General features: G+C 66.4%; 24 protein-coding genes. 12 read left to right on the top strand and 12 right to left on the bottom strand.

Annotation, left to right across the window (positions count from 1 at the left end):
• Nucleotides 1–12: 12 nt before the first annotated feature.
• Both AC1EJR_RS12005 and AC1EJR_RS12000 read right to left on the bottom strand, forming a co-directional pair.
• The gene (locus AC1EJR_RS12005; RefSeq protein ID WP_477113190.1) at nucleotides 13–984 is read right to left on the bottom strand and encodes a hydroxyacid dehydrogenase; all 972 of its coding nucleotides are present in this window, start codon (nucleotides 982–984) and stop codon (nucleotides 13–15) included.
• Nucleotides 985–989: 5 nt separating this feature from the next.
• Nucleotides 990–1,970: a Bug family tripartite tricarboxylate transporter substrate binding protein gene (locus AC1EJR_RS12000; protein WP_092295727.1), complete on the bottom strand. Its 981-nt coding sequence runs from the start codon at nucleotides 1,968–1,970 to the stop codon at nucleotides 990–992.
• A 91-nt stretch (nucleotides 1,971–2,061) separates the two neighbouring features.
• On the opposite strand from AC1EJR_RS12000, the gene AC1EJR_RS11995 reads away from it, so the two are divergent.
• Together AC1EJR_RS11995 and AC1EJR_RS11990 are read left to right on the top strand one after the other, a co-directional pair.
• Nucleotides 2,062–2,988, top strand: a complete 927-nt coding sequence (locus AC1EJR_RS11995; RefSeq protein ID WP_092295730.1) for a LysR family transcriptional regulator — start codon at nucleotides 2,062–2,064, stop codon at nucleotides 2,986–2,988.
• 112 nt (nucleotides 2,989–3,100) lie between these two features.
• Nucleotides 3,101–3,859 (top strand): sulfite exporter TauE/SafE family protein, encoded by a 759-nt coding sequence (locus tag AC1EJR_RS11990; RefSeq protein ID WP_441592618.1) that lies wholly within the window; start codon nucleotides 3,101–3,103, stop codon nucleotides 3,857–3,859.
• A 3-nt stretch (nucleotides 3,860–3,862) separates the two neighbouring features.
• Here the strand turns inward: AC1EJR_RS11990 and AC1EJR_RS11985 are convergent, their stop codons facing one another.
• Genes AC1EJR_RS11985 through AC1EJR_RS11975 form a run of 3 tightly spaced genes read right to left on the bottom strand, consistent with a single transcriptional unit; the run spans nucleotide 3,863 to nucleotide 6,901 of the window.
• Nucleotides 3,863–5,194, bottom strand: coding sequence for an aminotransferase-like domain-containing protein (locus tag AC1EJR_RS11985; RefSeq protein ID WP_477147113.1), 1,332 nt, complete (start codon nucleotides 5,192–5,194; stop codon nucleotides 3,863–3,865).
• 54 nt (nucleotides 5,195–5,248) lie between these two features.
• Nucleotides 5,249–6,010 carry an SDR family oxidoreductase gene (locus AC1EJR_RS11980; RefSeq protein ID WP_477147140.1) on the bottom strand — a complete coding sequence of 254 codons (762 nt, stop codon included), beginning with the start codon at nucleotides 6,008–6,010 and terminating at the stop codon, nucleotides 5,249–5,251.
• Nucleotides 6,011–6,058: 48 nt separating this feature from the next.
• On the bottom strand, nucleotides 6,059–6,901 hold the full coding sequence (locus tag AC1EJR_RS11975; RefSeq protein ID WP_441592620.1) for an EamA family transporter: 843 nt from the start codon (nucleotides 6,899–6,901) through the stop codon (nucleotides 6,059–6,061).
• Between the two features lie 98 nt (nucleotides 6,902–6,999).
• Here AC1EJR_RS11975 and gcvA point away from each other — a divergent pair, with 98 nt between their 5' ends.
• The 6 genes from gcvA (at nucleotide 7,000) to AC1EJR_RS11945 (ending at nucleotide 13,083) form a co-directional block, all read left to right on the top strand.
• A complete protein-coding gene (gene gcvA, locus AC1EJR_RS11970) occupies nucleotides 7,000–7,884 on the top strand; it encodes a transcriptional regulator GcvA (protein WP_441592621.1) in 885 nt (294 codons plus the stop codon).
• A 79-nt stretch (nucleotides 7,885–7,963) separates the two neighbouring features.
• Nucleotides 7,964–8,887: a LysR substrate-binding domain-containing protein gene (locus AC1EJR_RS11965; RefSeq protein ID WP_477147112.1), complete on the top strand. Its 924-nt coding sequence runs from the start codon at nucleotides 7,964–7,966 to the stop codon at nucleotides 8,885–8,887.
• A 176-nt stretch (nucleotides 8,888–9,063) separates the two neighbouring features.
• Nucleotides 9,064–10,206 (top strand): NAD(P)/FAD-dependent oxidoreductase, encoded by a 1,143-nt coding sequence (locus tag AC1EJR_RS11960; RefSeq protein WP_477113189.1) that lies wholly within the window; start codon nucleotides 9,064–9,066, stop codon nucleotides 10,204–10,206.
• Nucleotides 10,190–10,498, top strand: a complete 309-nt coding sequence (locus AC1EJR_RS11955) for a (2Fe-2S)-binding protein (RefSeq protein WP_218158036.1) — start codon at nucleotides 10,190–10,192, stop codon at nucleotides 10,496–10,498. Before AC1EJR_RS11960 ends, AC1EJR_RS11955 begins: the two co-directional genes overlap by 17 nt.
• Complete coding sequence (locus AC1EJR_RS11950) at nucleotides 10,495–11,985, top strand: FAD-dependent oxidoreductase (RefSeq protein ID WP_477147111.1); 1,491 nt, start codon at nucleotides 10,495–10,497, stop codon at nucleotides 11,983–11,985. The genes AC1EJR_RS11955 and AC1EJR_RS11950 overlap by 4 nt, the downstream gene beginning before the upstream one ends.
• A 132-nt stretch (nucleotides 11,986–12,117) precedes the next feature.
• Nucleotides 12,118–13,083, top strand: a complete 966-nt coding sequence (locus tag AC1EJR_RS11945; protein ID WP_441592623.1) for a Bug family tripartite tricarboxylate transporter substrate binding protein — start codon at nucleotides 12,118–12,120, stop codon at nucleotides 13,081–13,083.
• Nucleotides 13,084–13,124: 41 nt separating this feature from the next.
• Here the strand turns inward: AC1EJR_RS11945 and AC1EJR_RS11940 are convergent, their stop codons facing one another.
• From AC1EJR_RS11940 to AC1EJR_RS11915, 6 genes are all read right to left on the bottom strand, one after another.
• The gene (locus tag AC1EJR_RS11940) at nucleotides 13,125–14,609 is read right to left on the bottom strand and encodes a DUF1254 domain-containing protein (protein WP_255370851.1); all 1,485 of its coding nucleotides are present in this window, start codon (nucleotides 14,607–14,609) and stop codon (nucleotides 13,125–13,127) included.
• Between the two features lie 49 nt (nucleotides 14,610–14,658).
• Nucleotides 14,659–16,149: a DUF1254 domain-containing protein gene (locus AC1EJR_RS11935; RefSeq protein WP_477113188.1), complete on the bottom strand. Its 1,491-nt coding sequence runs from the start codon at nucleotides 16,147–16,149 to the stop codon at nucleotides 14,659–14,661.
• Nucleotides 16,150–16,284: 135 nt separating this feature from the next.
• Nucleotides 16,285–17,313, bottom strand: coding sequence for a hypothetical protein (locus tag AC1EJR_RS11930; RefSeq protein WP_477147110.1), 1,029 nt, complete (start codon nucleotides 17,311–17,313; stop codon nucleotides 16,285–16,287).
• A gap of 64 nt (nucleotides 17,314–17,377) precedes the next feature.
• Nucleotides 17,378–18,622, bottom strand: coding sequence for a complex I 51 kDa subunit family protein (locus tag AC1EJR_RS11925; RefSeq protein ID WP_092295757.1), 1,245 nt, complete (start codon nucleotides 18,620–18,622; stop codon nucleotides 17,378–17,380).
• A 19-nt stretch (nucleotides 18,623–18,641) separates the two neighbouring features.
• On the bottom strand, nucleotides 18,642–20,291 hold the full coding sequence (locus AC1EJR_RS11920; protein WP_477147109.1) for an FAD-binding protein: 1,650 nt from the start codon (nucleotides 20,289–20,291) through the stop codon (nucleotides 18,642–18,644).
• A gap of 14 nt (nucleotides 20,292–20,305) precedes the next feature.
• Nucleotides 20,306–20,944: a 2Fe-2S iron-sulfur cluster-binding protein gene (locus tag AC1EJR_RS11915; RefSeq protein ID WP_477113283.1), complete on the bottom strand. Its 639-nt coding sequence runs from the start codon at nucleotides 20,942–20,944 to the stop codon at nucleotides 20,306–20,308.
• Nucleotides 20,945–21,134: 190 nt separating this feature from the next.
• Here AC1EJR_RS11915 and AC1EJR_RS11910 point away from each other — a divergent pair, with 190 nt between their 5' ends.
• Both AC1EJR_RS11910 and AC1EJR_RS11905 read left to right on the top strand, forming a co-directional pair.
• A complete protein-coding gene (locus AC1EJR_RS11910) occupies nucleotides 21,135–22,079 on the top strand; it encodes a lactate/malate family dehydrogenase (protein ID WP_441592626.1) in 945 nt (314 codons plus the stop codon).
• 143 nt (nucleotides 22,080–22,222) lie between these two features.
• The gene (locus tag AC1EJR_RS11905; protein ID WP_441592627.1) at nucleotides 22,223–23,728 is read left to right on the top strand and encodes a DASS family sodium-coupled anion symporter; all 1,506 of its coding nucleotides are present in this window, start codon (nucleotides 22,223–22,225) and stop codon (nucleotides 23,726–23,728) included.
• On the opposite strand, the gene AC1EJR_RS11900 is transcribed toward AC1EJR_RS11905, so the two are convergent.
• On the bottom strand, nucleotides 23,719–24,294 hold the full coding sequence (locus AC1EJR_RS11900) for a histidine phosphatase family protein (RefSeq protein ID WP_477105334.1): 576 nt from the start codon (nucleotides 24,292–24,294) through the stop codon (nucleotides 23,719–23,721). The two genes, AC1EJR_RS11905 and AC1EJR_RS11900, sit on opposite strands and share 10 nt — an antisense overlap.
• A 187-nt stretch (nucleotides 24,295–24,481) precedes the next feature.
• Here AC1EJR_RS11900 and AC1EJR_RS11895 point away from each other — a divergent pair, with 187 nt between their 5' ends.
• The gene (locus tag AC1EJR_RS11895; RefSeq protein WP_441592629.1) at nucleotides 24,482–24,694 is read left to right on the top strand and encodes a CbtB domain-containing protein; all 213 of its coding nucleotides are present in this window, start codon (nucleotides 24,482–24,484) and stop codon (nucleotides 24,692–24,694) included.
• Between the two features lie 12 nt (nucleotides 24,695–24,706).
• Entirely contained in the window at nucleotides 24,707–25,444 is a 738-nt protein-coding gene (locus tag AC1EJR_RS11890) for a CbtA family protein (protein WP_477107706.1), read from the top strand.
• The last annotated feature ends 154 nt before the right edge of the window (nucleotides 25,445–25,598 follow it).

Below are 25,598 nucleotides of genomic sequence, written 5' to 3'. Positions count from 1 at the left end.
GTAGAAAGGGGATCAGGCAAGGACCTGGGGATTGACGCACGCGGCACGGTCCACCGGGCTGCCATCCAGCCAGCCGAGCACGTTCTGTGCGGCGGCGCTCGCCATCGCGGCCAGTGCCGCCGGCGTCGATCCGCCGACATGCGGCGTCAGCACGACGTTCTTCAGCTCGGCCAGCGGGCTCCCGGCGGGCAAGGGTTCGACCGCCATGGTGTCGAGCCCGGCCGCAAACAGGCGGCCGTCCTGCAGCGCGGCCACCAGCGCGGTTTCATCCACCACTTCGCCGCGCGCCGTATTGATCAGGATAGCGCCCTTCGGCAGTTGGTCGAACGCGGCGTCGTCCAGCATGTTGCGCGTGTGGCGGTTAAGCGGGACGTGGAGGCTCAGCACGTGCGCCTGCGGCAGCAGGTCGGCCATCGACGGGAGCAACGCCACCCCATCGACGGGACTTTGACGGCTGGCCAGCGCTGGGTCGAAGGCCACCACCTGCATGCCCAGCGCCAGGCAGACCTTCGCCACGCGCTGGCCGACCTGGCCGAACCCGACCAGCCCGATGGTCTTGCCGAGCAGCTCCACGCCGTCCTGCGCGCGCGACCAGCGCCCGCTGTGCAGTTCGGCATCCATCCAGCCGATGCGCCGGGCCGCCGCGAACATCAGGCCCAGCGTCATCTCGGCGACCGACTGGGCGTTGGCGCCGGGCGTGACGTAGACCGGAATGCCGCGCGCGGTGGCCGCTTCCACATCGATATTGCTGACCCCCACGCCATGCTTCGAGATGACCTTGAGCGTGGGGCAGGCGGCGATGGCCTGCGCGGACAGCGTCACCGTGCGTGAGATGACGGCATCGACGGGCTCGGCGGCCATGATGCGCTCCACTTCCCCGGCATCGCCGGACGCGGACAGGTACAGCACGCGCGCGCCGGCGCGGGTCAGCAGGTCCACCCCGGCGGGGGCGAGCTTGGGAGCGGTGACGAGAATGGTGTGCATGGGTTTCAATCGAGCTTGATATTGGCTTCGCGGATCAACGCGCCCCACTTCTGGTGCTCGGCGCGCAGGTAGTCGCCAAACTGCTGGGGCGTGCTGCCCATCGGCGTACTGCCCTCGGCGGCGAGCTTGTCCTGCACCTCCTGGGTCTTGAGCGCCTTGCGCACTTCCGCGTTGATGCGGTCCACCACGGCCGGCGGCGTGCCGGCCGGCGCCACGAGGCCGGTCCAGGTGATGGCGTCGAAGCCGGGGTAGCCGGACTCCGCCACGGTCGGCACGCCGGCCAGTTGCGGCACGTTGCGCAGGCGCTGGGCGGAACTCACGGCCAGCGCGCGGACCTTCTGGTTCGTCAGTTGGGGCATCGCGGCGGCGGTATTGGCGAAGTTGAACTCCACCTGATTGCCGAGCAGATCCATCATGGCCGGGCTGGCGCCCTTGTACGGCACGTTGAGCATGCGGAAGCCCGCCTGCCGCTCCAGCAGTTCGCCGGCAAGGTGGGACACGGTGCCATTGCCGGGCGTGCCCATCCGCAGCGCCTCGGGCTTGGCCTTGGCGGCGGCCACGACGTCCTTCAGGGTCTTGAAGGGCGAGCTGGCGTTGACGAGCAGCACCACTGGCTGCGACGCCACCGTGGAGATCGGCGCGAAGTCTTTCAGGGGATCGAACGGCATCTTCGGGTACAGCGCCGGGTTGATCGCCAGATTCGCGGTCTGGCCGAGGCCGATCGTGTAGCCGTCCGCCGGCGCCTTGGCCACCGCGTCCATGCCGACATTGCCGCCCGCGCCGGGCCGGTTCTCGATCACCACGGTCCAGTGGGCCTGGGTGGCCATCTTCTCGGCGATCAGCCGCGCGACCGCATCCGTGCCGCCGCCGGGCGGAAACGGCACCACGAGCCGGATCGGCTTGGCGGGCCAGGTGTCGGCGGCGCTCGCGGCACCGCTGCAGATAGCCAGCACGGCGGCGGCGGCCAGAAGGCGAAGGTTCAGCATCGTGTCTCCTTTCGTTATGGGCGCATTCTTGCCGTGCAGAAACATTCCGTCTATTTGATAATGTTCATGTTTTCATTCCCCGGAGTTATCGATGGACATCCAGCTCAGGGACCTGCGGTACTTCGAGGTCGTGGCCGAACTCGGTCACATCGGACAGGCAGCCGAAAAGCTGGGCCGCACCCAGCCGGCCCTGACCAAGGCGGTGCAGCGCCTGGAGGCGGCGTTCGGCAGTGAACTGTTCGAGCGCAAGGGGCGCGGCATCCGGCTGACGCCCGTGGGCGAGGTCCTGCTGGCGCGGGCCCGCATGCTGCGGGGCGCKACGGACGAGGCGCTGCGGGAAGTGGGCGATTTTGCGAAGGGCAACGCCGGCCACGTGCGGATCGGCAGCGGCCCGATCGCCGCCGAGCATGTCTTGCCCGAGATTTGCAGCCTGCTGCTGGAGGAGGCGCCGGCAACCACCATCGACATCACGGTGGCGCCCAGCCTGGTACTACGCGAGCGCCTGAAGGAAGGCACGCTCGACCTGCTGATCGGATTGATGCCGGAGCATGACGACGCGCTCGTCAGTCATGCGATCGTCGAAGACGTGGTGGTGGTGGCCGCCAGCCGGACGCATCCGGTGTTCCAGCTACCGCGCGTGACGCTCAAATCCCTGCTGGCCTGGCGCTGGGTCTTGCCTGCCGCCTCGATTCCCAGCCGGCAATGGCTGGACGCGGCCTTCCAGTCGCACGACCTGCCCCGGCCCGCCACCCAGATCGACGCGAATTCCATCCCGCTGCTGCCCCGGCTGATCGCCAAGACCGAACTCCTGAGCTTCCTCTCCCGGCATACGCTGCACGAGCACAGGCACACCCTGCGCGAAGTGCCGCTGAAGGAAGCCACGCTGCGTCGCAGCCTGGGCGTGACGTACCGGCGGCAAGGCTACCTGTCGCCCGCTGCACTACGGCTGATGGCGCTACTGCAGGAACGCGGCGAGGCGCTGTTCCGCGCGGCGCCGGGGGATGCGGCCAAGCCGTAAGCAAATTGTATCCATGACAATTATTTGATTGTCCTGATGCAGCGGACTACGATGCCTCATCCTCCCAGCCCGGCTCCGGGCGTCGGGTGGCATCGCAAGGACGCGCATCACCATGGAACTGAACACCACCACCATTCTCGTCACCTTCGCCGGGGTTTTCCTGATCTGCTTCATGAAGGGGGCCTTCGGGGGCGGCTTTGCCATCGTCGGCATTCCGCTGCTGTCGCTGGTGATGGACCCGGTGACGGCGGGCGGACTGCTCGCCCCGCTGTTTATCGCGATGGACCTGTTCGGCCTGCGCTACTGGAAGCCCTCCACGTGGTCGAAACCTGACCTCCGGCTGCTGGTACCGGGGCTGGTGGTCGGCATTGGGGTCGGCTACGGGCTGTTCCGGGTGCTGGATCACCGTGCGATCGCCATCGTGATGGCCGCCGTCACGCTGGCCTTCGTGGGCATGTGGTTCCTGCGTGGCGGCGATGTCGTGGTGCAGCCGCGCTCCTCGCGCAAGGCCGTGGCCGCTGGCGTGACCTCGGGCATCACCACCATGGTGGCGCACTCCGGCGGGCCGCCGCTGGCGATGTACCTGTTGCCGCTCGGCCTGAGCAAGCAGGTCTATGCCGGCACGACCAGCATGTTCTTCACGGTCGGCAACATCATGAAGGCGGCGCCGTGGCTGTTCCTGGCCAGGCCGGTGGGCGCCGTCTGGACCTTGATGGCGATCTGCCTGCTGGCGATACCTTCCGGCGTCTGGCTCGGCTGGCGCCTGCATGCCCGGCTGGACCAGCGCCAGATGTACCGGGCCTGCTATGGGTTGCTGGTGGTGACCGCGATGAAGCTGCTGTGGGATGGCGCGTCCGGCTACCTKCTCTGACGCTCACCAGGACTGGTCGGCCACCACGCGCGCCACGGTTTCCAGCGCCTGCCTGAGCGTTGGCAGGCTGACGGAGCCGAGCGCGAGCCGGATGGCGTGGGGCACCTGCGCTGACGTGGCGAACGGATGGGCCGTCGATACGGCGATGCCCGCCTGCATCAGCGCCATCGCGATGGCATCCGCGCGCACTTCGGGGGGCAGCGGCAGCCAGACGAAGTACGACGCGGGATGGCTGACCCGCTCCAGTCCGCCGAGCACTTCCGTGGCCAGGCGCTGGCGMAGCGCGGCATMCCGGCGTTTGTCGGCTTCGAGCCGGGCCACGGTGCCGTCTTCGATCCAGCCGCAGGCGATGGCCGTCAGCGTGGCCGGCGTATTCCAGGTGGTGGCGCGGATGGCGCGTTCGAGCTGGGGCACCCATTCGCGCGGCGCACTGACGAAGCCGATGCGCAGCCCGGTGGCGACACTCTTCGACAAACTCGACACATAGACGGTAGCTTCCGGCGCCAGCGCGGCCAGCGGCGCGGGGGCCCCTTCGACGAGGAACGCGTAGGCCGCATCCTCGATCAGCATCAGCCCATGCCGCCGGGCGATGGCGACCAGTTCGCGGCGTCGCGTGGCACTCATCACCCAGCCGAGCGGATTGTGCAGCGTCGGCATGGCGTACACGGCACGCACGCGCCGGCGGCGGCAGAGCGCCTCCAGGGCGTCGAGGTCGGGCCCGTGAGCGGTGACGGGAATCGGGACGAGTTCCAGCCGGCCAGTTTCGGCGGCGAGCTTGAAGCCCGGGTAGGTCAGGGCATCCACGGCCACCACGTCGCCGGGCTCCAGCAAGGCCATGGCGGTGAGCGTCAGCGCGTGTTGCGCGCCGCTCGTGAGCAAGACGGTTTCCGGGGTGGCCGGCACGCCGCGCCGGCCCAGATGGAGCGCCACGGTCGCGCGCTCGTGCTCGCGGCCGCCGTGGGGCTGGTAGCGCAGCAGCGCCTCAAGGTCTCCGGCGGCGGCCAGCTGGCGCAGCGCTGCCCGCAGCAGATCTGCCTGGCCCGGCAACGCCGGATTGTTGAAGCTCAGGTCGACCGTATCGGCGATCCAGGCAAGCAGATCCACGCCCTGCCCGCGCGGCAACGCCTCCTTGACGAAGGTGCCGCGACCGGCCTCCCCGCTTACCAGCCCCATCGATTGCAGTTCGGCGTAGACGCGCGTGGCCGTGACCAGCGCCAGCCCTTCACGCGCCGCGAGGTCGCGGTGCGTGGGCAGCCGCGTGCCGGGACGCAGCCGGCCCGCGCGGATATCGTCGGCAAGCCGGTCGACCAGTTGCTTGTAGCGGGGCTGGGGCATGACAGCGCGTGTCCATGACAATCATCGGAATGTCCCGATTATCCCCCCTGTGACTCACCGCCCGCCGGTGACATCGAGGAAGGTGCCGGTGCTGTAGGACGCGTCGGCGCTGGCCAGCCACAGGATCGCGCGGGCGACCTCTTCCGGCTGGCCGCCCCGGCCCATCGGGATCGAGTCCTTGACGCGATCCACCCGTCCCGGCTCGCCGCCGCTGGCGTGCATGTCGGTGTAGATGTGCCCGGGGCGGATGCAGTTGACGCGAATGCCCTCCCGCGCGACTTCCTTGGCGAAGCCGGTGGTGAAGGTCTCCAGGGCGCCCTTCGACGCCGCGTAGTCGACATATTCGTTCGGACTGCCGAGCCGGGCCGCGCCCGACGAGATATTGATGATCACGCCGCCCCGCCCGTTGTGACGATGGGACATGCGCCGGGCCGCCTGCTGGGCGCAGAGCATGGGGCCGATGGCGTTGACGGCGAAGATGCGCTGCATCCGCGCGAAATCGAGATCCTCCAGCCGGGCCTGCCGCGCGAGGATGGCGGCGTTGTTCACCAGCACGTCGATCCGGCCGAACGTCCGGTCGATGGTGGCGAATAGCTGGGCGACCTGCTCGGGGTCCGCGCTATCCGCGCGCACGGCCAGCKCCCGGCGGCCCAKCGCTTCCACATCGGCCACCACGGCCAGCGCGGCGGATTCGTTGGCGACGTAGCTGATCGCCACGTCGTAGCCCTGTGCGGCGGCCAGGCGCGCGGTGGCCGCGCCCACGCCACGGCTGCCCCCCGTAATCAGAATCAGCGGTGCCTGCGGAACGGTGTTCATCATCTGCGCATCTCGATGTGATAGTGGATTAACAATTATGAGGGGCTGTCAAAGCCCCAGGCAAACCGCGCCGGCTGCGACGACGATGCAGGCGAGCCAGCGCGTGCCGCTGACCGACTCCCGCAGGAAGACCCGCCCAATCAGGACCGCGAACACCACGCTGGTCTCGCGCAACGCCGAGACCGCGCCCATCGCGCCTGATTGCAGCGCCCAGATCACGATGCCATAGGCGGCAATCGACACCAGCCCGCCGACCAGCGACGAACCGACCGCCAGCGGCTCGGACCGTACCGGCGCCCACAGCGGCGCCAGCCCCCGCACCGCGACGAACAGGATCGGCATCAGCCAGTAGAACAGGAACATCCACGCGGTGTAGCTGAGCGCCTGCCCGCCGGACAACCTGACGCCGATGCCGTCGATCACGGTGTAGAGCGCAATCATCGCCCCGGTGGTCAGCGCGGCCAAGGCACCCGCGCGGGACGCGCGGTGCCCCTGCAGCGCGATCACGATGATGCCGCCCGAGACCATGGCGATGCCGAGCGCGCGCAAGGGGCCGATCGCCTCGTCGGCGAAGAGCGCCGCGCCAAGCGTGACCAGCAGCGGCGAGGAGCCCCGCGCGATGGGGTAGGCCAGCGCCAGGTCGTTGCGGCGATAGGACCGCACCAGACTCACGTTGTAGACGATATGCACGAGCCCCGACGCGACGATGTACGGCCAGGCGGCGCTGGCCGGCAAGGGGTTGCGCAGGACGACGAGCGTGGCGACGGCCGCGATGGCGATGCTCATCCACGTCATCGACAGGAACCGGTCGCGGTTGCCGTGCAGCATGGCGTTCCAGCTCGCGTGGAGCACGGCGGCGAGGAGCACGATACCGCCGGTATAGCTGAGCATTGGGGTGGGAGGGGAGCAGGAAATGCCCAAGAATATCTATCTTGAAGCGGCACGACAAACCAGATAAATTGCCACATCGCGTTAGAAAATCTATTGCCATGAAACGGGTATTGCCGCCGCTCAATGCCTTGCGGGCCTTCGAGGCCGCGGGCCGGCTGGGCAGCTTCAAGGAAGCCGCCGCCGCGCTGCACGTCACGCATGGGGCGGTGAGCCAGCAGGTGCGCCTGCTCGAGGAGTGGCTCGGCGCCGCGCTGTTCGAGCGGCATAACCGCCGCGTGACGCTGACGCCGGCGGCGAAAGCCTATCTGGCGGAAATCGGCCCCTTGTTCGAACAGCTTGCGCAGGCTACCGCGCGCTACGGGGTGCCCGGGCCGGTCTCCCGGACCCTGTCCGTCAACGCGCCCGCGACCTTCACCCTGCGCTGGCTGGTGCCGAGACTGGCCAAATTCCGCGCCGAGCATCCCGATGTGGAGATCAAGGTGGAGACCTCGAACGGGCCACTGGAAAGCCTGAAGGACGACCACGACCTGATCATCCGAGGGGGTCCGGACACGTTCTACGGCTACGCGATGCGGCCATTCCTGACCGAGGAGCGGCTGCCGGTTTGTAGCCCGGCGCTGTTGCAGCGCCAGCCGCTCGGGGTGCCGGGCGACTTGCGCCACCACACCCTGCTGCATACCTCGAGCCTGCCGCGCCTTTGGCCGGACTGGCTGGCGAGCGCGCAGATCCCCGGGCTGAGCCCGGCCGCCACGTTGACCTTCGATCACTTCTTCCTGACCCTGCAGGCAGCCATCGACGGCATCGGCATCGCCATGGGGCCGACATCGCTGGTTTCCGACGACCTCGCCGCCGGGCGGCTGGTCGCCCCATTCGCCGGCCCGCGCCTGCCGTCGCGCAGCTATTGCGCCTACGTGCCGGACGAGAAACGGGGCGATGAACTGGTCGGGCTGTTCCAGTCATGGCTGGAGCGGGAGGGGATGTGATTCTGCGGCGATGTGCTACGGACCCATACGGATCTGGTATACCATCGCCCGCTAGTCCCCGCCTTCCCAAGAGCCCGGCATGAAGTTCAAGGAAATCAGTGCGTTCCAGGCCGTGATGCGCTCTGGTTCGATGACCGCGGCGGCCACCGAGCTGTACACGTCGCAACCGAACGTGAGCCGGCTGATCGCGCAACTCGAATCGTCCACCGGACTGACGCTGTTCACGCGCAACGCCGGCCGCCTGATTCCCACTGAGGAGGGCCTGGCGTTCCTGCGCGAGGTGGAACGCGCCTTCGTGGGCCTCGACACGCTGAAGGACGCCGCCCGCAACATCCGCCAGTTCGGCAAGGGCCGGCTGCGCATCGCCGCAGTGCCCTCGCTCGCCATGACCGTGCTCCCGCTGGTGCTCCAGCGGTTCCATGCCGACTATCCCGGCGTCAACGTCGCCATGGAAACGGGCAGCACGCAGTTGGTGGCCGACAGCGTCGGCAGCCGCTACTGCGACCTCGGGCTGGTGTCGTTCCTGCCCCCCGCCGCCGTCACCGATGCCCAGCCCGTGGCCGAACTCGCGGGCTGTTGCGTGCTGCCGCCCGGCCATCGTCTGGCCAGTCTGGACGTCATCACGCCTGCCGACCTGGCCGGCGAGTMCTTTATCTCGATGAGTCACGGCGATGGCCTGCGCGCCRCCGTGGACGCCGCGTTCGCCGACGACGACCGGCGTGTGATGCACTTCGAAACCCCCTACGGCGCCACCATCTGCAAGATGGTCGGACTCGGGCTGGGCGTGGGCATCGTGAACCCGCTGGTAGCCCGCATGCACGCCGCCGAGGTGGTGGTCCGGCCATTCCGGCCGCGTATACCGTTCGTCAGCTACCTCCTGCTGGCCCGGAACCGGCCTGCCAACGTGCTGGCGGACCGCTTTATCGAGCGGCTGATGGAACTCATCGCTGCCGAAATGGCATCCCTGCCCCTGGGGCTATCAGGTTTTCGTATAGACGCCTGACAGACTCGTATTTGCGCGCGCGGCGCGCGCTCCGCATACTCGCTCGGACTGACACACCGCTGCCCATTGGGCTTTTTTGGGCTTCTTCGGCTGGTGGTTTCATGAAGCTTGCGAGTACCTGACATGATTTCTAGCAGGGCCCAAGGCCCGCAATCCCCCCACGGAAGGTGCTGCAGATGACCGCAGCCTCCACCTCCCGACTCCCCGTGTTCGACGTCGCCGTGATTGGCGGCGGCCTGGTCGGCTCGGCCGTGGCCTACGGCCTGCGCAGCAGCGTGGGCACAATCGCCGTGCTCGACGAAGGCGATATCGCCCTGCGCGCCTCGCGCGGCAATTTCGGCCTGGTCTGGCTGCAGAGCAAGGGCTACGGCATGGGCGCCTACAGCCGCTGGACGCTGAACTCCACGCGGCTGTGGCCGAAACTGGCCGCCGGCCTGCTGCAGGAAACTGGCATCGACGTGGCCCTGGAGCAGAAAGGCGGCCTGACGCCGCTGATGGGCGACTACGAGGTCGAGGCGCGGCTGGCGTGGGTCAACACGCTGATGGCGCAGCCCGGTGTGGAGCCCTATGAATGGAAGCTGCTGGATCACCATCAGGCCGCTTCGCTCGTGCCCGGACTGGGCCCCGATGTCACCGGGGCGATCTGGACGCCGCACGATGGCATCGTCAATCCGCTCAAGCTGCTGTGCGCGTTCCATACCGCGTTCAGCACCAGCGGAGTCCATTACCTGCCGCACCACGGCGTCACGGACATCGTGCAGCAGCCCGGTGGCGACTTCGTGCTGACCACGCCGAACGGCACCGTGCGGGCGCGCAAGATCGTGCTGGCCGGCGGCCTGCGCAACGGCGACCTGGGCCGCATGGTGGGCATCGACCTGCCGATGGCCCCGCAGCGCGGCCAGATCCTGGTGCTCGAACGCACGCGCCGCCTGCTGGACACGCCCATGGTCACGCTGCGCCAGAACGACGAGGGTAGCTGGTTGGTCGGCGACTCCCAGGAAGAGGCGGGCTACGCCGAACAGGTCACCACGCTGCCGGTGCTGGCCACGCTGGCCGACCGTGCCGTGCGCACCCTGCCCGCCCTGCGCGACGTGCGCGCGGTGCGCGCCTGGTCCGCCCTGCGCGTGCGCGCCAAGGACGGCTTCCCGGTCTACGAACAATCGGCGACGCATCCGGGCGCGTTCATCGTCACCTGCCATAGCGGCGTGACGCTGGCCGCCACGCACGCCATGAACCTCGCCCCCATGATCGCCGCAGGCGAGCTGCCACCCGAGCTGGCCACTTTTTCGACCCGGAGATTCCATGTTCAGACGCATTGACGCGGCCGTCCTGCAAGCGACGGATCGCAAAGTACGGGTCACCGTGGATGGCACCGCGCTGGAATGCCGGGAAGGCGACAGCGTGGCGGCGGCCCTGTTCGCCGCCGGCGTGCTGGCCTGCCGCGACACGGCCGTGTCCGGCGCCGCACGCGGCCCCTATTGCATGATGGGCATCTGCTACGACTGCCTGGTCCGCATCGACGGCCGGCCCAACCAGCAGGCCTGCATGGCGCGCGTGCACGATGGCATGACCGTGGAACGCCAGCACGGCGCACGCGAGGTGGCGGCATGAGCCTCGACATCGACATCGCAACCTGCGACCTGCTCGTGGTCGGCGCCGGCCCTGCCGGGCTGGCCGCGGCCACCGAGGCTGCCGCGCTGGGCCTGTCGACGGTGCTGATCGACGAACAGCCGGCACCCGGCGGACAGATCTATCGCGCCATCAGCAGCACGCCGGTACAGAATCGCGCGATCCTGGGCGAAGACTACTGGCACGGCCAGAGCCTGCTGGAGCCGTTTGCCAACAGCGGTGCGCGCCATCTGTCGGCGGCAACTGTCTGGTCGATCAATGCGCGCGAGCCGCAGCCGGGTACGGAGGGCGATGGCCAACCCGCCGGCTTCGAGGTCGCCTATTCGGTGGCCCGGCCCGGTCAGGATCCGCAGGCCGCGCTGCTGCACTGCCGCCATCTCATCCTGGCCACCGGCGCGCAGGAGCGGCCCTTCCCGATTCCGGGCTGGACCTTGCCGGGCGTGATCACGGCCGGTGCCGCGCAGATCCTGCTGAAGACCTCGGGCGTGGTGCCCGAAGGGCGCACGGTGCTGGCGGGCGGCGGCCCCCTGCTCTACCTGCTCGCCTATCAATACCTGAATGCCGGCGTGAAGCTCGAGGCGATTCTCGAGACGACCGATAGCGGCCAATGGCGCAAGGCGCTGCCGCACGCCTGGGGTTTCCTTCGCTCGCCCTATCTGGCCAAGGGGCTGAAGCTGCTGCGCGCGGTCCGCAAGGCCGTGCCGATCGTGAGCGGCGTCACGGCGCTCGAGGCCATCGCCGGCGCCGGCGGTCAGGTCGCCGAACTGCGCTATCAGGCGGCGGGCCAGCGCCACAGCATGGCGATCGACCAGCTGCTGCTGCATCAGGGGGTGGTGCCGAATACCAACCTGTCGCGCGCCATTGGCGCCGAGCATGTCTGGAACGAGCGCCAGGACTGCTGGGAGCCGCAGGTGGATGCATGGGGCGCAACGTCGATGCCGCACGTGAGCATTGCCGGGGATGGCGCGGGCATCGCGGGCGCCGTGGCCGCCGAGCATCGGGGCCGCATCGCCGCCGTGCATGCCGCTGCCGCGCTGGGTCGCATCGACATCGCCACGCGCGACGGCAAGGCGGCACCGCATCACGCCGCGCTGGCACGCGCCACGCGAGGCCGCGAATTCTTCGAGGTGCTCTATCGCCCGCTGCCGCAGTTCCKCCGCCCCGTGGGCGACACCATCGTCTGCCGCTGCGAGGAAGCCACCGCCGAACAGGTGCGCCACGCGGCACGCATCGGCTGTCAGGGTCCGAACCAGTTGAAGGCGTTCCTGCGCTGCGGCATGGGGCCGTGCCAGGGACGACTCTGCGGGCTGACCGTGACCGAACTGATCGCCGACGAACAACAGCGCCATCCGCGTGATGTGGGCTATTACCGGCTGCGGTTTCCCACCAAGCCGGTGACGCTCGGCGAGATCGCCTCGCTGCCGCAGACCCGGGCGTCGCGGGACGCCGTGGTCCGCTTCAAGAAGTAAAGCGCAGTAGGCAGCAACATGAAAACAGAAGCGCGGACCGGGTCATGCATGGCATCCCGCGTCCCGCCAGTCGAACCAGCACAGCGACGACATCCTGAGAGCAATCCTCAACCCCCTTATCGAGAATCAATCATGGCGTTTTCCAAGATCGTCCCCGCTCTCGCCCTCGCGCTGGCCGCAGCCCAAGGCATGGCCCAGGACTTGCCACCGGGCCCGATGCGGATGTTGGTCGGCTTCGCGCCCGGCGGTGGCAACGATGTCATCGCCCGCACGGTCGCCACGCAGTTTCAGCTGAACACCAAGGTCACCATCGTGGTGGAGAACAAGCCGGGCGGCGGCAGCACCATCGCCACCGCCGAGATGGCGCGTGCCAAGCCGGATGGCTCGGTGCTGCTGCTGGGCTCCGTCGGCGGCCAGGCCATCGCACCGTCCATCTACAGCAAGCTGCCGTACGATCCCATCAAGGGCGTGCAGCCGGTGTCGCTGGTGGCCAAGTCCGCCAACGCGCTGGTCGTGAACAATGACCTGCCGGTCAAGAACGTGCAGGAGCTGCTCGCCTACGCCAAGGCCAATCCGGGCAAGCTCAATGTGACGTCGCCGGGCAATGGCACGATTTCGCACCTGTCGGCCGAACTGTTCAAGAGCATGGCTGGCGTCTCCATCACGCACATTCCCTATCGCGGCGATGCGCCGGCGATGCAGGACGTGATGGCGGGCCAGGCCCAGATGACGTTTGCGAGCCTGCCGTCGGCCAAGGCCGGCGCCGATTCCGGCAAGGTCCGCATCCTCGCCGTGACGAGCACCAAGCGCGTGGAAACCATGCCGAACGTGCCGACCATCGCCGAGTCCGGCGTACCCGGGTACGAAGTCGTGTCGTGGTACGGCGTTTTCACGACGGGCGGCACGCCGATGCCGACGGTGAACCGCCTCGCGCAGGAGATTGCCGCCGTGGTGGCGCAACCGTCGATCCGCGATTCGATCGCCAAACAGGGCATGGAGCCGAGCGCGCTGGGCCCAGTCGAGTTCACGCAACTGGTGAACCGCGACGCCCAGAAGTGGGACAAGGTCGTGAAGACCGTCGGCATCAAGCTGGACTGACCCCACGCGATACTTCAAGCAGGGCGAGCGTCGCGTCAGCGCTAGTTCGCCCTTACCGCAGGCGGCGGCGTCCACTTGCCGTTCAGCGCAACCGCTTCGGGCCAATAGGCGCGCACGTACAGCGAGAAGTCCTCGTCCTTCGGCGCAGGCAGCCAGTTGCTCTCCTTGTCAGCGCCGGGCGAGTCGGCCTGGATGTAGAGCGTGAGCGATCCGTCGGCACCGTACTTGAGGGCCTTGTTCTTCGTGCCGATGGAATAGCGCTTGAGCTTGTTCTCGGCAAAGAAGTGGTGCTGGTTGTAGAGCGTCAGCGACCAGAATCCCTGCACCGGGGGCTGCGCCCCCTTGGCAAAGGTCACCGTGTACTCGCCTCGGCCGTTCAGGCGGGCGCCGCTCGCATCCAGATCCTGATAGAAGTACTTGGTCTCTTTCTGCCGATTGACGAAGATGTTGGATTTCGCCGCCGCCGTGCGGGCAAAGTAATCCGTGCCAAAAGCTGCGCCGTTGCTGATGGTGCTCCAGTGGTCGGGCAGTTGCAGGCCGTAGTTGCGGAACTGGAAGAGCGGATCGACGATCTCGCTGTCTGCCTGCGCGGCGGCCTTGACCAGCATGTCCTTGACGCGCGGATCCTTTGCCGCAGCGTCTGCCAGCATCAGTGCCTGGGCGTACTTCGTCTCCTCGCCCGGCAGCGGCCTGGCGTCTTTGAGCACCAGCGGCAGCGTCGCCCAGAATGTCTCCGGCACCACCCATTTGGTCTCGGCGTCCCCCGCATTCTGATTGGGGAAATGCGGCAGCTTGGCCCAGTCCCGCGTCTGCATCTTGCCCGTGTATTCGGCCAACGGGTACAGGTTCACGCCTGCCAGCGATGCCTGCACGGCCTGCTTGTCAGCGGCGGTGTCATCCTGGAACACGCGCGGGATCACCACGCCGGTGTTGCTCCTGGCGCGAAACACCTTGGTGATGCCCTTCGGCACGCTGCCCTTCCAGTCGGGCCCCACCAGCAGGTAGAAGCCCGGTTTGGTGCCGTACATCTTGCCAAGCTCGGCAAAGCTGTCGGTACCCAGATCCACCACCTGATAAACCCAGAAGCGCTTGCCGAAGTCGGGCACCTGCACCACCACCGGGCTCTGGTCCAGCGCCAGCACGCTGAAGCCATAGACCACATCCTGGTTGGGGCACGCCACCATGCGCTCGTCCGGCGCGATGTAGTCGGTCAGCATCGACAGCCGGTTGGACGGTGCGATCGGCACCGTCCCGCCCATCAGCCCGGGTTGAGGCAGGTCCTTGAACGCCAGCCGGCGGTTGTAGACATTGGTCATCGGCCACGCCCAGAAGTAGATGTCGCGCGCCGCCATCTGCAGGTAGGCATCGGTCATCTTCATCCCCGCCACGGGCCCGGCCACCGCTCCGGGCACGTCTTGCGCGGCAAGGGCCATGGTGGGCGTCGCAGCGGCAGACGCCAGCGCCACGGCAACGAGCAAGGGGGACAGCGCAGCGGATGGCATGCGGATCATCGATGGGTTACTCATGTCGGTGAAAGGTCGTGCGTTGTGCCACCACGGTGGGCGGCTGCGCCGTCTACCTCAGCTTTTCCAGGTCGCCCGGTCGCCAGGTCTTGTCAAAGAATGGCTGGGTAGGGCCGTAGAGACGCAGGATCACGAAGTAGCCCTGCTTCGGCAGGGTCTTCAGCCAGTTCTTTCCTGTGCCTGGCGACGTCGGGCCGAAGTAGATATCGGTGGATCCGTCCGCATTTCGTACCGGCTGGTCCATGGTGTTGATCGACGGAAACGGTTGGCCGTTGTCCACGCCCGACGCGGTGATCGAGTCATAGATGGTCGCGGACCAGAACAGCGCCGCCGGCACGTCCTTGGGCAGCGTGAGCTTGTAGCGGTTGCTGCCGGATAGGAAGTTGCCCTTCGCATCGACAAAGGTGGCCGGATATTTCGCACCCACGTTGACCATGTTCACAGCCATGCCCGGACTGGCGGAATACGCATTGGTGAAGAAACCCGTGCGCGGATCGATGTAGTTGAAGGTCTCGGCGGTAAAGGTGGCGTTGCCGGGAAACACGTTCAGCCAGCGGCGGTCTTCGTACCAGACGCCGTTGGGCACGCCACGCTGCGGCGCGTACGAGATCGAGTGCCCCATCTTGGCGGCAGTGCGGGCTGCCTTGTCCAGCAGGTCGCGCGTGTGCGTGTCCGGTGCGAACGGCTTGCCCTTGATGATCCCGAGCGCTGCCAGCATCCCGCGCATCTCCATGTCGGCCGGATCGACATACTCGTTGTCGATAAAGCGCGACAGCATGTTGAATGCCTTGTCATCCGTTGGATACAGCATGTTGACCGGCACGCCCGACGCATTGGGGAACTGCATGGGCCGGGCGGAAGCCTCCTTGCCCAGCGGATAGATCCGGGTCTGCTCCATCACCTTTACCGGCGCATCCAGCTGGCGAGGATCCTTGAAAAATCCGCGCCAGAACACGAACACCCCATACGTGCGCGACCGCATCACGATATAGGCAGCCGGAATCTCGCCGCGATAGTCAGGCGGGAGCACAAGGTATTTGCCACCCCTGCCCTTGTCCGGCCCGGGCAGCCCCACATCGCCGCACCACTGACGGCCGTCGATTTCCCCCTCGGTGCAGATCGGGCGCTGGAAGAAGTCGTCGAGGATGCCTTGCAGTCCGGGCGGCACGTCGATCACCATCGGGCCGTCTTCCTTCAGGTCGAGGTAGCCCATGGCGTAGATCACATCCGAATTCGGCGTGGTGACCAGCGTCTTGGCATTCAGGCGGTCCTTCCAGATCGGCAGGACGTTATATCCCTTGCCGAAGGTCTTCTCGGAGCCTTCCTTCATGCCGAGCATATTGAGGGCAGGCAGCGCCCAGATATACGACTGCACGGCGCGCTGGAACGTCAATTCGTCCTGGAGCGTGGCAACGCCCTGCGGCGTCGGATAACCGTTGTGGAATGGCAGGTTCGCCAGGGCATCGTAGCGCGTTGCCTGCGCTATGGCGTGTCCGGCAACGAAGGCCGTCAAGGCGACTGCAACCCCGATAACTTGCCGCATCGCTTCTCCTAGGATCTGTGGGCGATTGACTACCGCAAGATCCTATCGGCCATCGGCGTGCCGCGTACTGCATGTTTTCGTTCGCTGATGTGAATCTTTTCGCCTGAAACGGCCACTTGACAGCCGTCCGCTGATCTACAGCAGACGCTCCGCCTCTTCCAGCAGCGTCATGCGGGACAACATCGTGGCGCGCGCAAAGCGCACGAGCAGAAAGGTTCTCACCAGGCGGGGGTCGCCTGGAATGCTTGCGGTCAGGAATTCCAGGTCGTCGCCGGGCGCGGTGCTGTCATCGGGTTGAAGCACATTCATCCGGCTCAGCCGCATGCGCCGGCGCTCGATGAGKAGATAGGCGCCGGCGTTGGTGAGCGCTGCCTGCAGCCCTTCCATCTGGCGCTCCAGCGCATCGACTTGTCCCGCCGGCAGGGCAGTGTCGCCGTTGGCCGCATCGATCTGTGCGATCTGCGCGCGCAGGCGCTCCCGTTCCTCGGGGTCCGGCGAGACATCGCCGCCAAGCAGCGAACGCATGCCCACCCCCTGGCGTTCCAGCAGCCGCAAGCGCTCGCTGAGCAACRCCATCTCCTGCAGGCGCTCATCTCGCCCAATGCCCCCCGCCGCCGCACTGGCAAGGCCCTGCAGCGCAAGCTGGTCCAGCATGCGCGCCTCGATCTCCCTGTACAGCCCGGCGTGGCTGTCACCGCATATCCGAATCTGATGATCGTTGAAGCTGACCGTGGTTTGCAGCACGTCCGAGCGCATGACGTCGCCCTCCAGGGCCACGCCCAAGGTGCGCCGCTCGACCATTTCCATGCCAAGCACCGCAAACGCCTCGTCTGTGCCAGGTGACGCATCGAAATAGTCGCGCAGATCGGCGGCGCGGCTGAAAGCCAGTGCGACGTCCTGACCAGTGCCAAAACACGCGTGGATGTACGGGTCCGTCCCCCACGTCTCCGGACTCGCTTCCCGTGGTGCGGGAATGCCGGCCACGACCGCGCGTACGTGGTCGAGCGCGATGCGGATCGAGGGGGCCAGCCGCCGGGCATAGCGGGGCAATAGCCGTAGGCGGGGACTTAGCCGGGTAATGCGCTCGGCCAGTTCCGCCACCTCCCGCCGGTTGTCCGCCTGCCCATCGGGGCCGCGGCGGCGGCGCCAGTTCAGAATGCCCATCACCATGCTCCGTTCAGGCGCGCAATATGACCTTCAGCCGCTACCCGTTGCGAGTCCGACACCGTCATGCAATCAGAAGCGCCTCGTATTCCGCCCGAAACTGTTGCAGCGAGCTTTCCACCACCGTCACGGCGCCATCGATCAGACCGCAACGGCCGCTGCCGGGCAGGATGCGACACAGGTTCTCCAGCGCTTCCAGATCGGCACGTACGCCATGGCCCGTGTCGATCCGGCCGAGCAATCGCATCATCTGGAAGGTGCCACCCTTGCAGGGCGGACACTGTCCGCACGAGCCCTGGGCGAAGAAGCTCACGTACTCGGAGACCTTGCGGACGATGCTGGTGCCTTCGGACACGACGATCATGGCACCGGTGCCCAGACGCGAACGCCGTTGACGCACGGAGTCAAAATCGAGTGCCACATCGAGATCACGCTTCGTCAGCAAGGTATTGGACGGGCCGCCGGTAAAGACCGCCTTGAACTCCTTGCCCTGGAGCATGCCACCGCCATGCTCGAACACCAGGGCCTCCAGGCGCGTGCCCATCGGCAATTCATACAAGCCAGGACGCAGGACGTCGCCCGAAAGCGAATAGAGCTTGGTTCCGGCAGCATTCCCGATGCCAAGACCGCGATACCACTGCGCACCGTTGCGCAGAATGCCCGGTACGTGCGCCAGGGTCTCGGTGTTGTTCACGATGGTCGGTGAGCCATGCACACCGTGCTCGGCGGGATAGGGCGGCTTGCGTCTGGGGAACGGGAATCCGCCCTCGACACTCGCGATCACCGCCGTCTCCTCCCCGCCGATATACAAGCCAGAGCTGGGGATCACGTCAAGCGACAGCGGGCCGCCAATCAGACGAACGAGTTCCGCAAACAGGGCGTGCCCCCGCCACTGCTCCACCGCCTGCCGCACCATATTGAGGGCCAACGGTTGATGCGGATTAACGTACAGCACGACATGATTGGCATGGGTCGCCGCTGCGGCGATGAGCGCCCCCTCGATGACCTGGTGCGGCGTGTGCTCCAGCAGATAGCGGTCCTTGAACGTACCGGGCTCGTCTTCGTTGCCGTTGCAGATGATGTATTTGTCGCCTGCAGCGGTGGCAGCGACCGGTGCCCATTTGCGATGCGTCGCGAATCCGGCACCGCCCATCCCACGCAGGTCCGCTTGTTCGATTTCGGCGAGGATGGCGAGCGGATCGCGCAGGGCCTTGGCCAGCCCCTCTCCGCCGCCGCATGCGAGCCAGGCGTCCAGGTCTGCGCCGACCCGGATATCGTCCCTCAGGAGAACCTGATTCAGCTTGTGCATCGCGCGCTCCGTGGGTMGCTCATCRGACGCCGCCGCCCGCGCCGCCCCACTTGCCCCGGCGCAACGCTGCATCGACCCGCAAGTCGAAATGGGCATAGCCGGGGAAGAGTTGCGGTGCCTTGACATGCAAGGGTAGCCCCGCCAGCGTCAATTGCCGCTGCCAGGCGTGCACATGGCCGATGCCTGCGCGGCCGGCCATGGCACCCGCGCCAGACTCCGCTGCCTTGGCGCCGGCACGCCGCCCCATGCTCAGGATGTCGAGCAGCGCGTTTCCCATCAGGCGGTTACGCCCGTGAATGCCCCCCGTGACCTCGCCGACGCAAAACAGGCCGGGCACGCTCGTGGCACCGTCCTTGTCGATCGCCACGCCTCCGTTCTGGTAGTGGAGGGTCGGATAAACGAGGAAGGGCTCCACTGCCGCATCGTGACCGCACTTCCGCGCGAGATGGCGCAGCGTCACGAGGCGCTTGGCCAGAATGCCGGGGTTCTCCATTTCCAGCGTCGGCGTGTCGAGGAAGACGCCGGTCTGGCCGTCCCGGTCAATGCCACGCCCCTGCGCGCATTCGCGCAGAATCGCCGAGGCCACGACGTCCCGAGGCTTGAGTTCGTCCACGAAGCGCTCGCCCTCGCCATTGATCAGCTTGGCACCGGCCGAACGCGCCGCTTCCGAAATGAGTCCACCTGCCAGGTGCGCCGGATAGGCGATGCCGGTGGGGTGATACTGGAACGAGTCGAGTTCGCGCAGGTGTGCCCCGATCCGATAGGCCAGCACCAGGCCGTCCGCGGTGGCGCCGTAGTGGTTGGATGTCGGAAAAGCATTCAGGTGCAGCCGCCCCGCCCCGCCGGTGGCGAGAATCACGGCACGCGCGCGCACCAGCACATAGGTACGCGACTCCAGGTTATAGATCACGGCCCCGGCGCAGCGGCCCCGCTCGTCGGACAGCAGTTCGACCGCCGGGCAGCGGTTCCACACCTCGACTGCGGGATCGAGGTCCACCGCCTCGCGCAGCACGCGCATCATCTCCAGGCCGGTGTAGTCCCGATAGGACAGGATGCGCGCCGCCGAAGCGCCACCGGGCTTCTTGCGCAGAAGGTTGCCGCCCATGGGCCGGCCTTCCTCCAGGTCGAACATCACGCCAAGCTGGATCAGCCAGCGAATGACGTCGGGGCCATCCATCACCATCTGCGCCACGAGTTCTGGCTCGCCGCAGAAGTGTCCGGCGCGCAGGGTGTCCTCGAAGTGCAACTGGGGACTGTCGTCCTCGCCGACGGCCGCCTGAATCCCGCCTTCCGCCATGACGGTGTTGCTGTCACCCAGGCGCAGCTTGGTGGCGAGGATCACCTGCGCGCCTTGCTTTGCTGCAATGAGCGCCGCCGCACAGCCGCCACCGCCGCCGCCGACGATCAGGACGTCGGTGCTGATCACTTGCGCGCCGGCGATGTCGATATCGTCGATCAGCGCATTGGCCTGGAGATAGCGTGCGAGATCCGGCTGACAGGGGTCCCCCTGGTTCACGCCGATGCTCAGCGCCACACGCGCATTGAGCCCATGGTCGGGGTGATAGCCCTTGAGAAGCTCGTCGACAGAAGTGTCGTCGCTGCGGACCGTCGGTACCGCACCGGGCCGGTAGCGCTTGCGCGCGTCTTCGAAGGGAATGCCAGCGGGCATCGTTGTGGTTCCGATCAGCGTGGCGGCTGCGCGCCAGGCGCGTCGAAATCGATCTTCATTTCGCCGCGCTCGATCTGCTGCAGCCGGCGCATCAGGTTCGCCGGACGCAGCGACTGTGACGCGATCATCCGCCGCACGAACAGGCCGAGATGGTTGGGCCGGATATGCTCGGGGCAGGCCAGCGTGCAGAGGTTGCACATGACACACTCGTCGAAGACATCGCTCGACTCAGCCAGTTCGCCCGCCACGGCGAGATTGACGCCGCGCTGGACGTCGAGCCCCTTCGGGCAGGCGCGATCGCAGCCGCTGCAGTGACGACAATGGGAGGCTTCCGGGAATATTTCAGAGAGGGTGCGCAGCGCCTGCCAGCTGTCGCCGATTTCGTCCAGGCGATACCTGTGGCGAGACGAGACGGTGAAGTAATCCAGGAAGGCCACCTGCATGCCCTCTTCGACGAGCGTCTCGCATCCGAGGGCCGTCTTCACCTCCTGCTCGCCGCTGTGCCGCACCATGACGCGGCACGAACCGCAGACCCCCTGCCCCATGCAGCCAACGCCCTCGACCAGCGTCTCGCCTGCGTAGAGGAAGGCCTGCAGGATGGAGCAGTTGGCCGGCGCCTGGACCTGATGGCCGTCGATGCTCAAGCGTACCAGTCCCATCGGGTTGCACTCCGTCGTTCGCGGCGCCAACGCCACACTGGCGCTTCTATCGAAAAGGTCATATAAACCATAGCATATGAAAGGCTCACGAACTGCCACGCGGCCTTCACTTCACTTTCCGCTGATGTAGCGCGAAACCGGCCCAGGTTCAGGCTCGATTCTCCAGGCACGACGGAGGTACGCCATGCGGCAACCCAAGATCGTCATCGTCGGAGCAGGACTGGTTGGCGGATCGGCGGCCCTGTTTGCGTCGGGGGCCATCCCGAGCGCGGAAATCGTCATCATCGATGTCGCACGCGTCCGGGCCGAAGGGCAGGCGATGGACCTCGCCCACGCTGCGGCATTCTGGGGACACAACCGCTTCTATGCCGGCGATTACGAGAACGCGCGCGACGCGGACCTCGTCGTGATCACCGCCGGCGTCGGCGTGAAGCCAGGGCAAACTCGCCTGGACCTGGCCAAAACCAATGCAGGCATCGCGACGGAGATCGTCGATCGCATCGCCCCGCTGGCCCCGGATGCGATCTACCTCATCGCGAGCAATCCCTGCGATGTGTTGGCCGCCGTCGTGTTTGACCGCCTCCGCTGCGCGCCGGAGCGCGTCATCAGCACGGGCACCTCGCTCGACACCGGCCGGTTGCGGTCGCTGCTCTCCGAGCGACTGGGCATCGTGGCGCCTGCGATTCACGCCCACGTTCTCGGCGAACACGGGGAATCCGCGCTGATCGGCTGGTCCGGCGCAACGGTCTCCGGCATGCCCCTGGAAACGTTCCTGGCGAAGAGCGGCAAGGAGCTTGGGCCTGCCAGCCGGGATCTGATCCTGCGCTCCGTGCACGAGGCTGCCAAGCTCATCAAGGAAGGCAAGGGCGCCACGCATTACGGCATCGCCAGTGCGATCGGGCGAATTTGCCAGGCCATCGTCCACGACACGGACCTCATTCTCACGGTCGGCATTGTGCATGCGGAAGTCGAAGGCGTACCGGAGGTATGTCTGTCGCTGCCGATGGTGGTCAATGGCAGTGGCGCGCAGTTACTGGCTTATCCGGAACTGGACCCCACCGAGCGCGAAGCCCTGCAGCGCAGTGCGCGCATCGTCAAGGAGGCCACCGACAGCGTGCGCCACCGGTAGGGGCATTGCACGCTTCGGACAAATCCGTTCGATGTCAGATCCTGACGGCTTCCACTCAGCTTKGCGGCGTCGGCGTCACGCTGGCACTTCTGCCGAAAAAGTCATATAAACCATAAGCAAAGACGACTGGGAAGGATCGCACCATGCTTGCAAAACTGAAAGCGGCGTTCCAATACTTCAACAGCGTAGTCCCCTTTAGACTCGGCCCCGCCCTGATCACGACGGTGGTGCTGGTCACCCTGCTGCTGTGGCCTGTGCCAGAGGGGCTCACGCCCAAGGCCTGGGGTCTGGTTGCCATCTTCCTGACAACCATCGTGGCGATCATCCTGAAGGTCATGCCGATCGGCGTGATGGCGATGATGGCCATCGTGGTCCTCTCGCTGTCGCAGGTGACCTCGACCTCGTCCAAGGGGGCCATCGCCGATGCGCTGACCGCCTTCGACAGTCCGCTGATCTGGTTGATCGTGGTCGCCATCCTGATCTCCCGCGGCGTGAAGAAGACCGGCCTGGGCACCCGTATCGGCCTGATGTTCATCGCCCTGATGGGGAAACGCACGATCGGCATCGGCTATGGGCTGGCCACCTGCGAACTGGTGCTGGCGCCGTTCACGCCAAGCAATACGGCGCGCGGTGGCGGCATCGTGCATCCGATCATGAAGTCGATCGCCACGGCATTCGACTCGGACCCGGCCAAGGGCACCGAGGGCAAGGTCGGCACCTACCTGGCGTTGGTCAACTATCACGCCAACCCGATCTCCTCGGCCATGTTCGTGACCGCCACCGCACCGAACCCGCTAGTGGTGGACTACATCGCCAAGGCAACCAATCAGGCACTGCATCTGAGCTGGATGAGCTGGGCGCTCTGCATGCTGCTGCCCGGCCTGCTATGCATGCTGGTGATGCCGATGGTGATCTATGTCTTGTCGCCGCCGCAGCTCAAGGCCACACCCAATGCGGTGGAGTATGCGCACGCCGAAATGGCGAAGATGGGCCCGGTGTCGCCGAAGGAACGGGTCATGATCTTCACCTTCGCGCTCCTGCTGCTGTTGTGGGCCAACATTCCGGCGATGGTGTTCGGCCCGGCGCTCACGCTGGACCCCACGGTGGTCGCCTTCGTCGGCCTGTTCGTGCTGATCATTACGGGCACCATCGACTGGGACGATGTACTGTCCGAAAAGAGCGCCTGGGACACGCTGATATGGTTCGGCGCGCTGATCATGCTGGCCGAGCAACTGAACAAGCAGGGTGTGATCGGCTGGTTCTCAACCGGCATGAGCAACGCGATCGTGGCCAGCGGCATCGGTTGGGGCGGCACGGCCGCGATCCTGGTAGCGGTCTTCGTGTTCTCGCACTACCTGTTCGCCAGCACGACGGCACACATCAGTGCGATGATGCTCGCCTTCCTGACGGTCGGCGTGAATCTGATACCGCCCGCGTATGTGGTGCCGTTCATGCTGCTGATGGCGGCCGGCTCGGCGATCATGATGACGCTGACCCACTATGCGACGGGCACCTCGCCAATCATCTTCGGCAGTGGCTACGTCACGATGGGGAACTGGTGGCGCGTTGGCTTTGTGATGTGCGTGGTCGAACTGCTGATCTTCGCGGTGGTCGGCACCGTCTGGTGGAAGGTGCTTGGCTACTGGTGAAACCGCAGCGATTCACCCAAAGACAATCGCCATCGATCTTGCTGTCTTGACAGCGTCAGTGTGGACAAAGGCGCAACGTCGATTTGCCAGTAGGTCCTCACCGGCGCCTCCAATGCATGGAGGACGATGGCCTTGATGACGCTCGCATGCGTGACGACCAGCGTGTGCGAGGCGGGGCTGGCATAGGGCCCCATCCACCGCCGCACACGTTCGCAAAACGCGGACAGGGATTCCCCGCCGTGCGCGACCATGTCCGGATCGGACAACCAGGCAGACAGTGCGGCAGGTTCCGCAATGCCGATTTCCTTGAGCGAGCGCCCCAACCATCTGCCGTAGTCGACCTCCCCCAGCGCGGGTTCGATGATCGGCGAATGGCCCAGCGCCATGGCGGCCTCCCGTGCGCAGCGTGCCGGGCTGCTGAGCACCTGGTCTGGCGCCCCGAGCGCGGTGGCGAGCCGGGCCACGTCGTCGGCCTGTCCGGGATCCAGGGATTCGTCGGCCGGAAACCGCCCGGCGCGCAGGGCTGCCGTGGCCGGTACGCAGAGCAATGTCAGGCGGGTTGTCACGTGTCAGGTCGTCCAGTCGATTAGAATGCACGCATATGCGCTGGGGAGAAGCCGGTTGGAATCCGGCACGGTCGCGCCACTGTATCGCAATCTGAAGCGTCGTTTCGACGAAGCAGGCTGCCAAGTCAGACCTCCTCAACGCCTCATCCATCCGTTACGGGACGCGTCATCCTCAAGGAGATCTGCCATGCACGCAAGCGCCACCCTTTCGCCGGCCATCGAGCCGGTATCCATCCCGGTTCCCGAACTGCTGCCCTGGGCCATCTTTGGCAGCATGCTCCTGCTGCTGGCGATCTACTTCGTCGGCGTGGAGGAAGGTGCCGCCGCCATCTTCAATACGATGTATGTGCATGAGTTTGTGCACGACGGACGTCACCTGCTCGGCTTTCCCTGTCACTGAGGACGCGCCGCCATGGTGAGAAGTCTTCTGGTMCGCGGCATGATCGCGGGGTTCCTGGCGAGCCTGCTGGCATTCGGTGTTGCCAAGGTCGTTGGAGAACCGGAGGTGGAGGGCGCCATCGCGTACGAAGCGCGGATGGAGCAGGCAATGGGCGGTAGCCACCAGCATGAGATGCCCGAACTGGTCAGCCGTGACGTACAGGCCGGGCTCGGGCTGTTTGTCGGGCTGGCGGTGTTCGGCAGCGCGGTAGGTGGCCTGTTTGCGCTGACGTTCGCCTTTGTCTACGGCCGGATTGGCAAGCTGGGCGCGCGCCCGACGTCCGTGCTGATGGCGCTGCTTGGCTACATCGCGACCGTGCTGGTGCCGTTTATCAAATACCCACCGAATCCGCCGGCCATCGGCGATCCTTCGACGATCGGCCTTCGCACCGCCTTGTTCTTCACCATGATCGCCCTGTCGTTGGCGGCGATGGTGATTGCGGTCATCGTTGCCCGCAAGCTTGCGGCGAGCCACGGCACCTGGCACGCCACGCTGGGCGCGGCGGCCGTCTATGTGGTCATCGTGCTGCTGGCGCAAGGGTTGCTGCCGGAGGTCAACGAGATCCCCGACGAATTCTCAGCCGTCCTGCTGTGGCGCTTCAGGATGGCCGCCTTCGGTATCCAGGCCACGCTCTGGGCAGGTCTTGGTCTGCTGTTTGCCACGCTGGCACAGCGGCGGCTGGAGGAGCGACGCGGCGTCAGGCATGCCTGACGTCTGATAGCCGAGCCCAAAACAAACATCCCCGCCACGGCGGGGATGTTTGTTTTGGGCCGCGACAGCCTTGCCGACTACTGCGCGCGCAGCGTCTTCGCAGCCCGATCTCGTTCGGATACTTGAAGTCGTCGAACGCGTCGAGCAGCTCATC

It is taken from the genome of Cupriavidus sp. 05T42 (genome assembly GCF_056396345.1).
The sequence above is the reverse complement of the archived record's forward strand: the minus strand, read 5'-3'. Positions and strand labels throughout refer to the sequence as shown.

Bases quoted from the DNA above. Each gene is read 5' to 3' on its own strand.
- AC1EJR_RS11945 (WP_441592623.1), top strand. From the start codon at position 12,118: ATGGCGTTTTCCAAGATCGTCCCCGCTCTCGCCCTCGCGCTGGCCGCA.
- AC1EJR_RS11910 (WP_441592626.1), top strand. From the start codon at position 21,135: ATGCGGCAACCCAAGATCGTCATCGTCGGAGCAGGACTGGTTGGCGGA.
- AC1EJR_RS12005 (WP_477113190.1), bottom strand. From the start codon at position 984: ATGCACACCATTCTCGTCACCGCTCCCAAGCTCGCCCCCGCCGGGGTG.
- AC1EJR_RS11935 (WP_477113188.1), bottom strand. From the start codon at position 16,149: ATGCGGCAAGTTATCGGGGTTGCAGTCGCCTTGACGGCCTTCGTTGCC.
- AC1EJR_RS11975 (WP_441592620.1), bottom strand. From the start codon at position 6,901: ATGCTCAGCTATACCGGCGGTATCGTGCTCCTCGCCGCCGTGCTCCAC.
- AC1EJR_RS11960 (WP_477113189.1), top strand. From the start codon at position 9,064: ATGACCGCAGCCTCCACCTCCCGACTCCCCGTGTTCGACGTCGCCGTG.
- AC1EJR_RS11940 (WP_255370851.1), bottom strand. From the start codon at position 14,609: ATGAGTAACCCATCGATGATCCGCATGCCATCCGCTGCGCTGTCCCCC.
- AC1EJR_RS11895 (WP_441592629.1), top strand. From the start codon at position 24,482: ATGCACGCAAGCGCCACCCTTTCGCCGGCCATCGAGCCGGTATCCATC.
- AC1EJR_RS11905 (WP_441592627.1), top strand. From the start codon at position 22,223: ATGCTTGCAAAACTGAAAGCGGCGTTCCAATACTTCAACAGCGTAGTC.
- gcvA (WP_441592621.1), top strand. From the start codon at position 7,000: ATGAAACGGGTATTGCCGCCGCTCAATGCCTTGCGGGCCTTCGAGGCC.
- AC1EJR_RS12000 (WP_092295727.1), bottom strand. From the start codon at position 1,970: ATGCTGAACCTTCGCCTTCTGGCCGCCGCCGCCGTGCTGGCTATCTGC.
- AC1EJR_RS11955 (WP_218158036.1), top strand. From the start codon at position 10,190: ATGTTCAGACGCATTGACGCGGCCGTCCTGCAAGCGACGGATCGCAAA.
- AC1EJR_RS11925 (WP_092295757.1), bottom strand. From the start codon at position 18,622: ATGCACAAGCTGAATCAGGTTCTCCTGAGGGACGATATCCGGGTCGGC.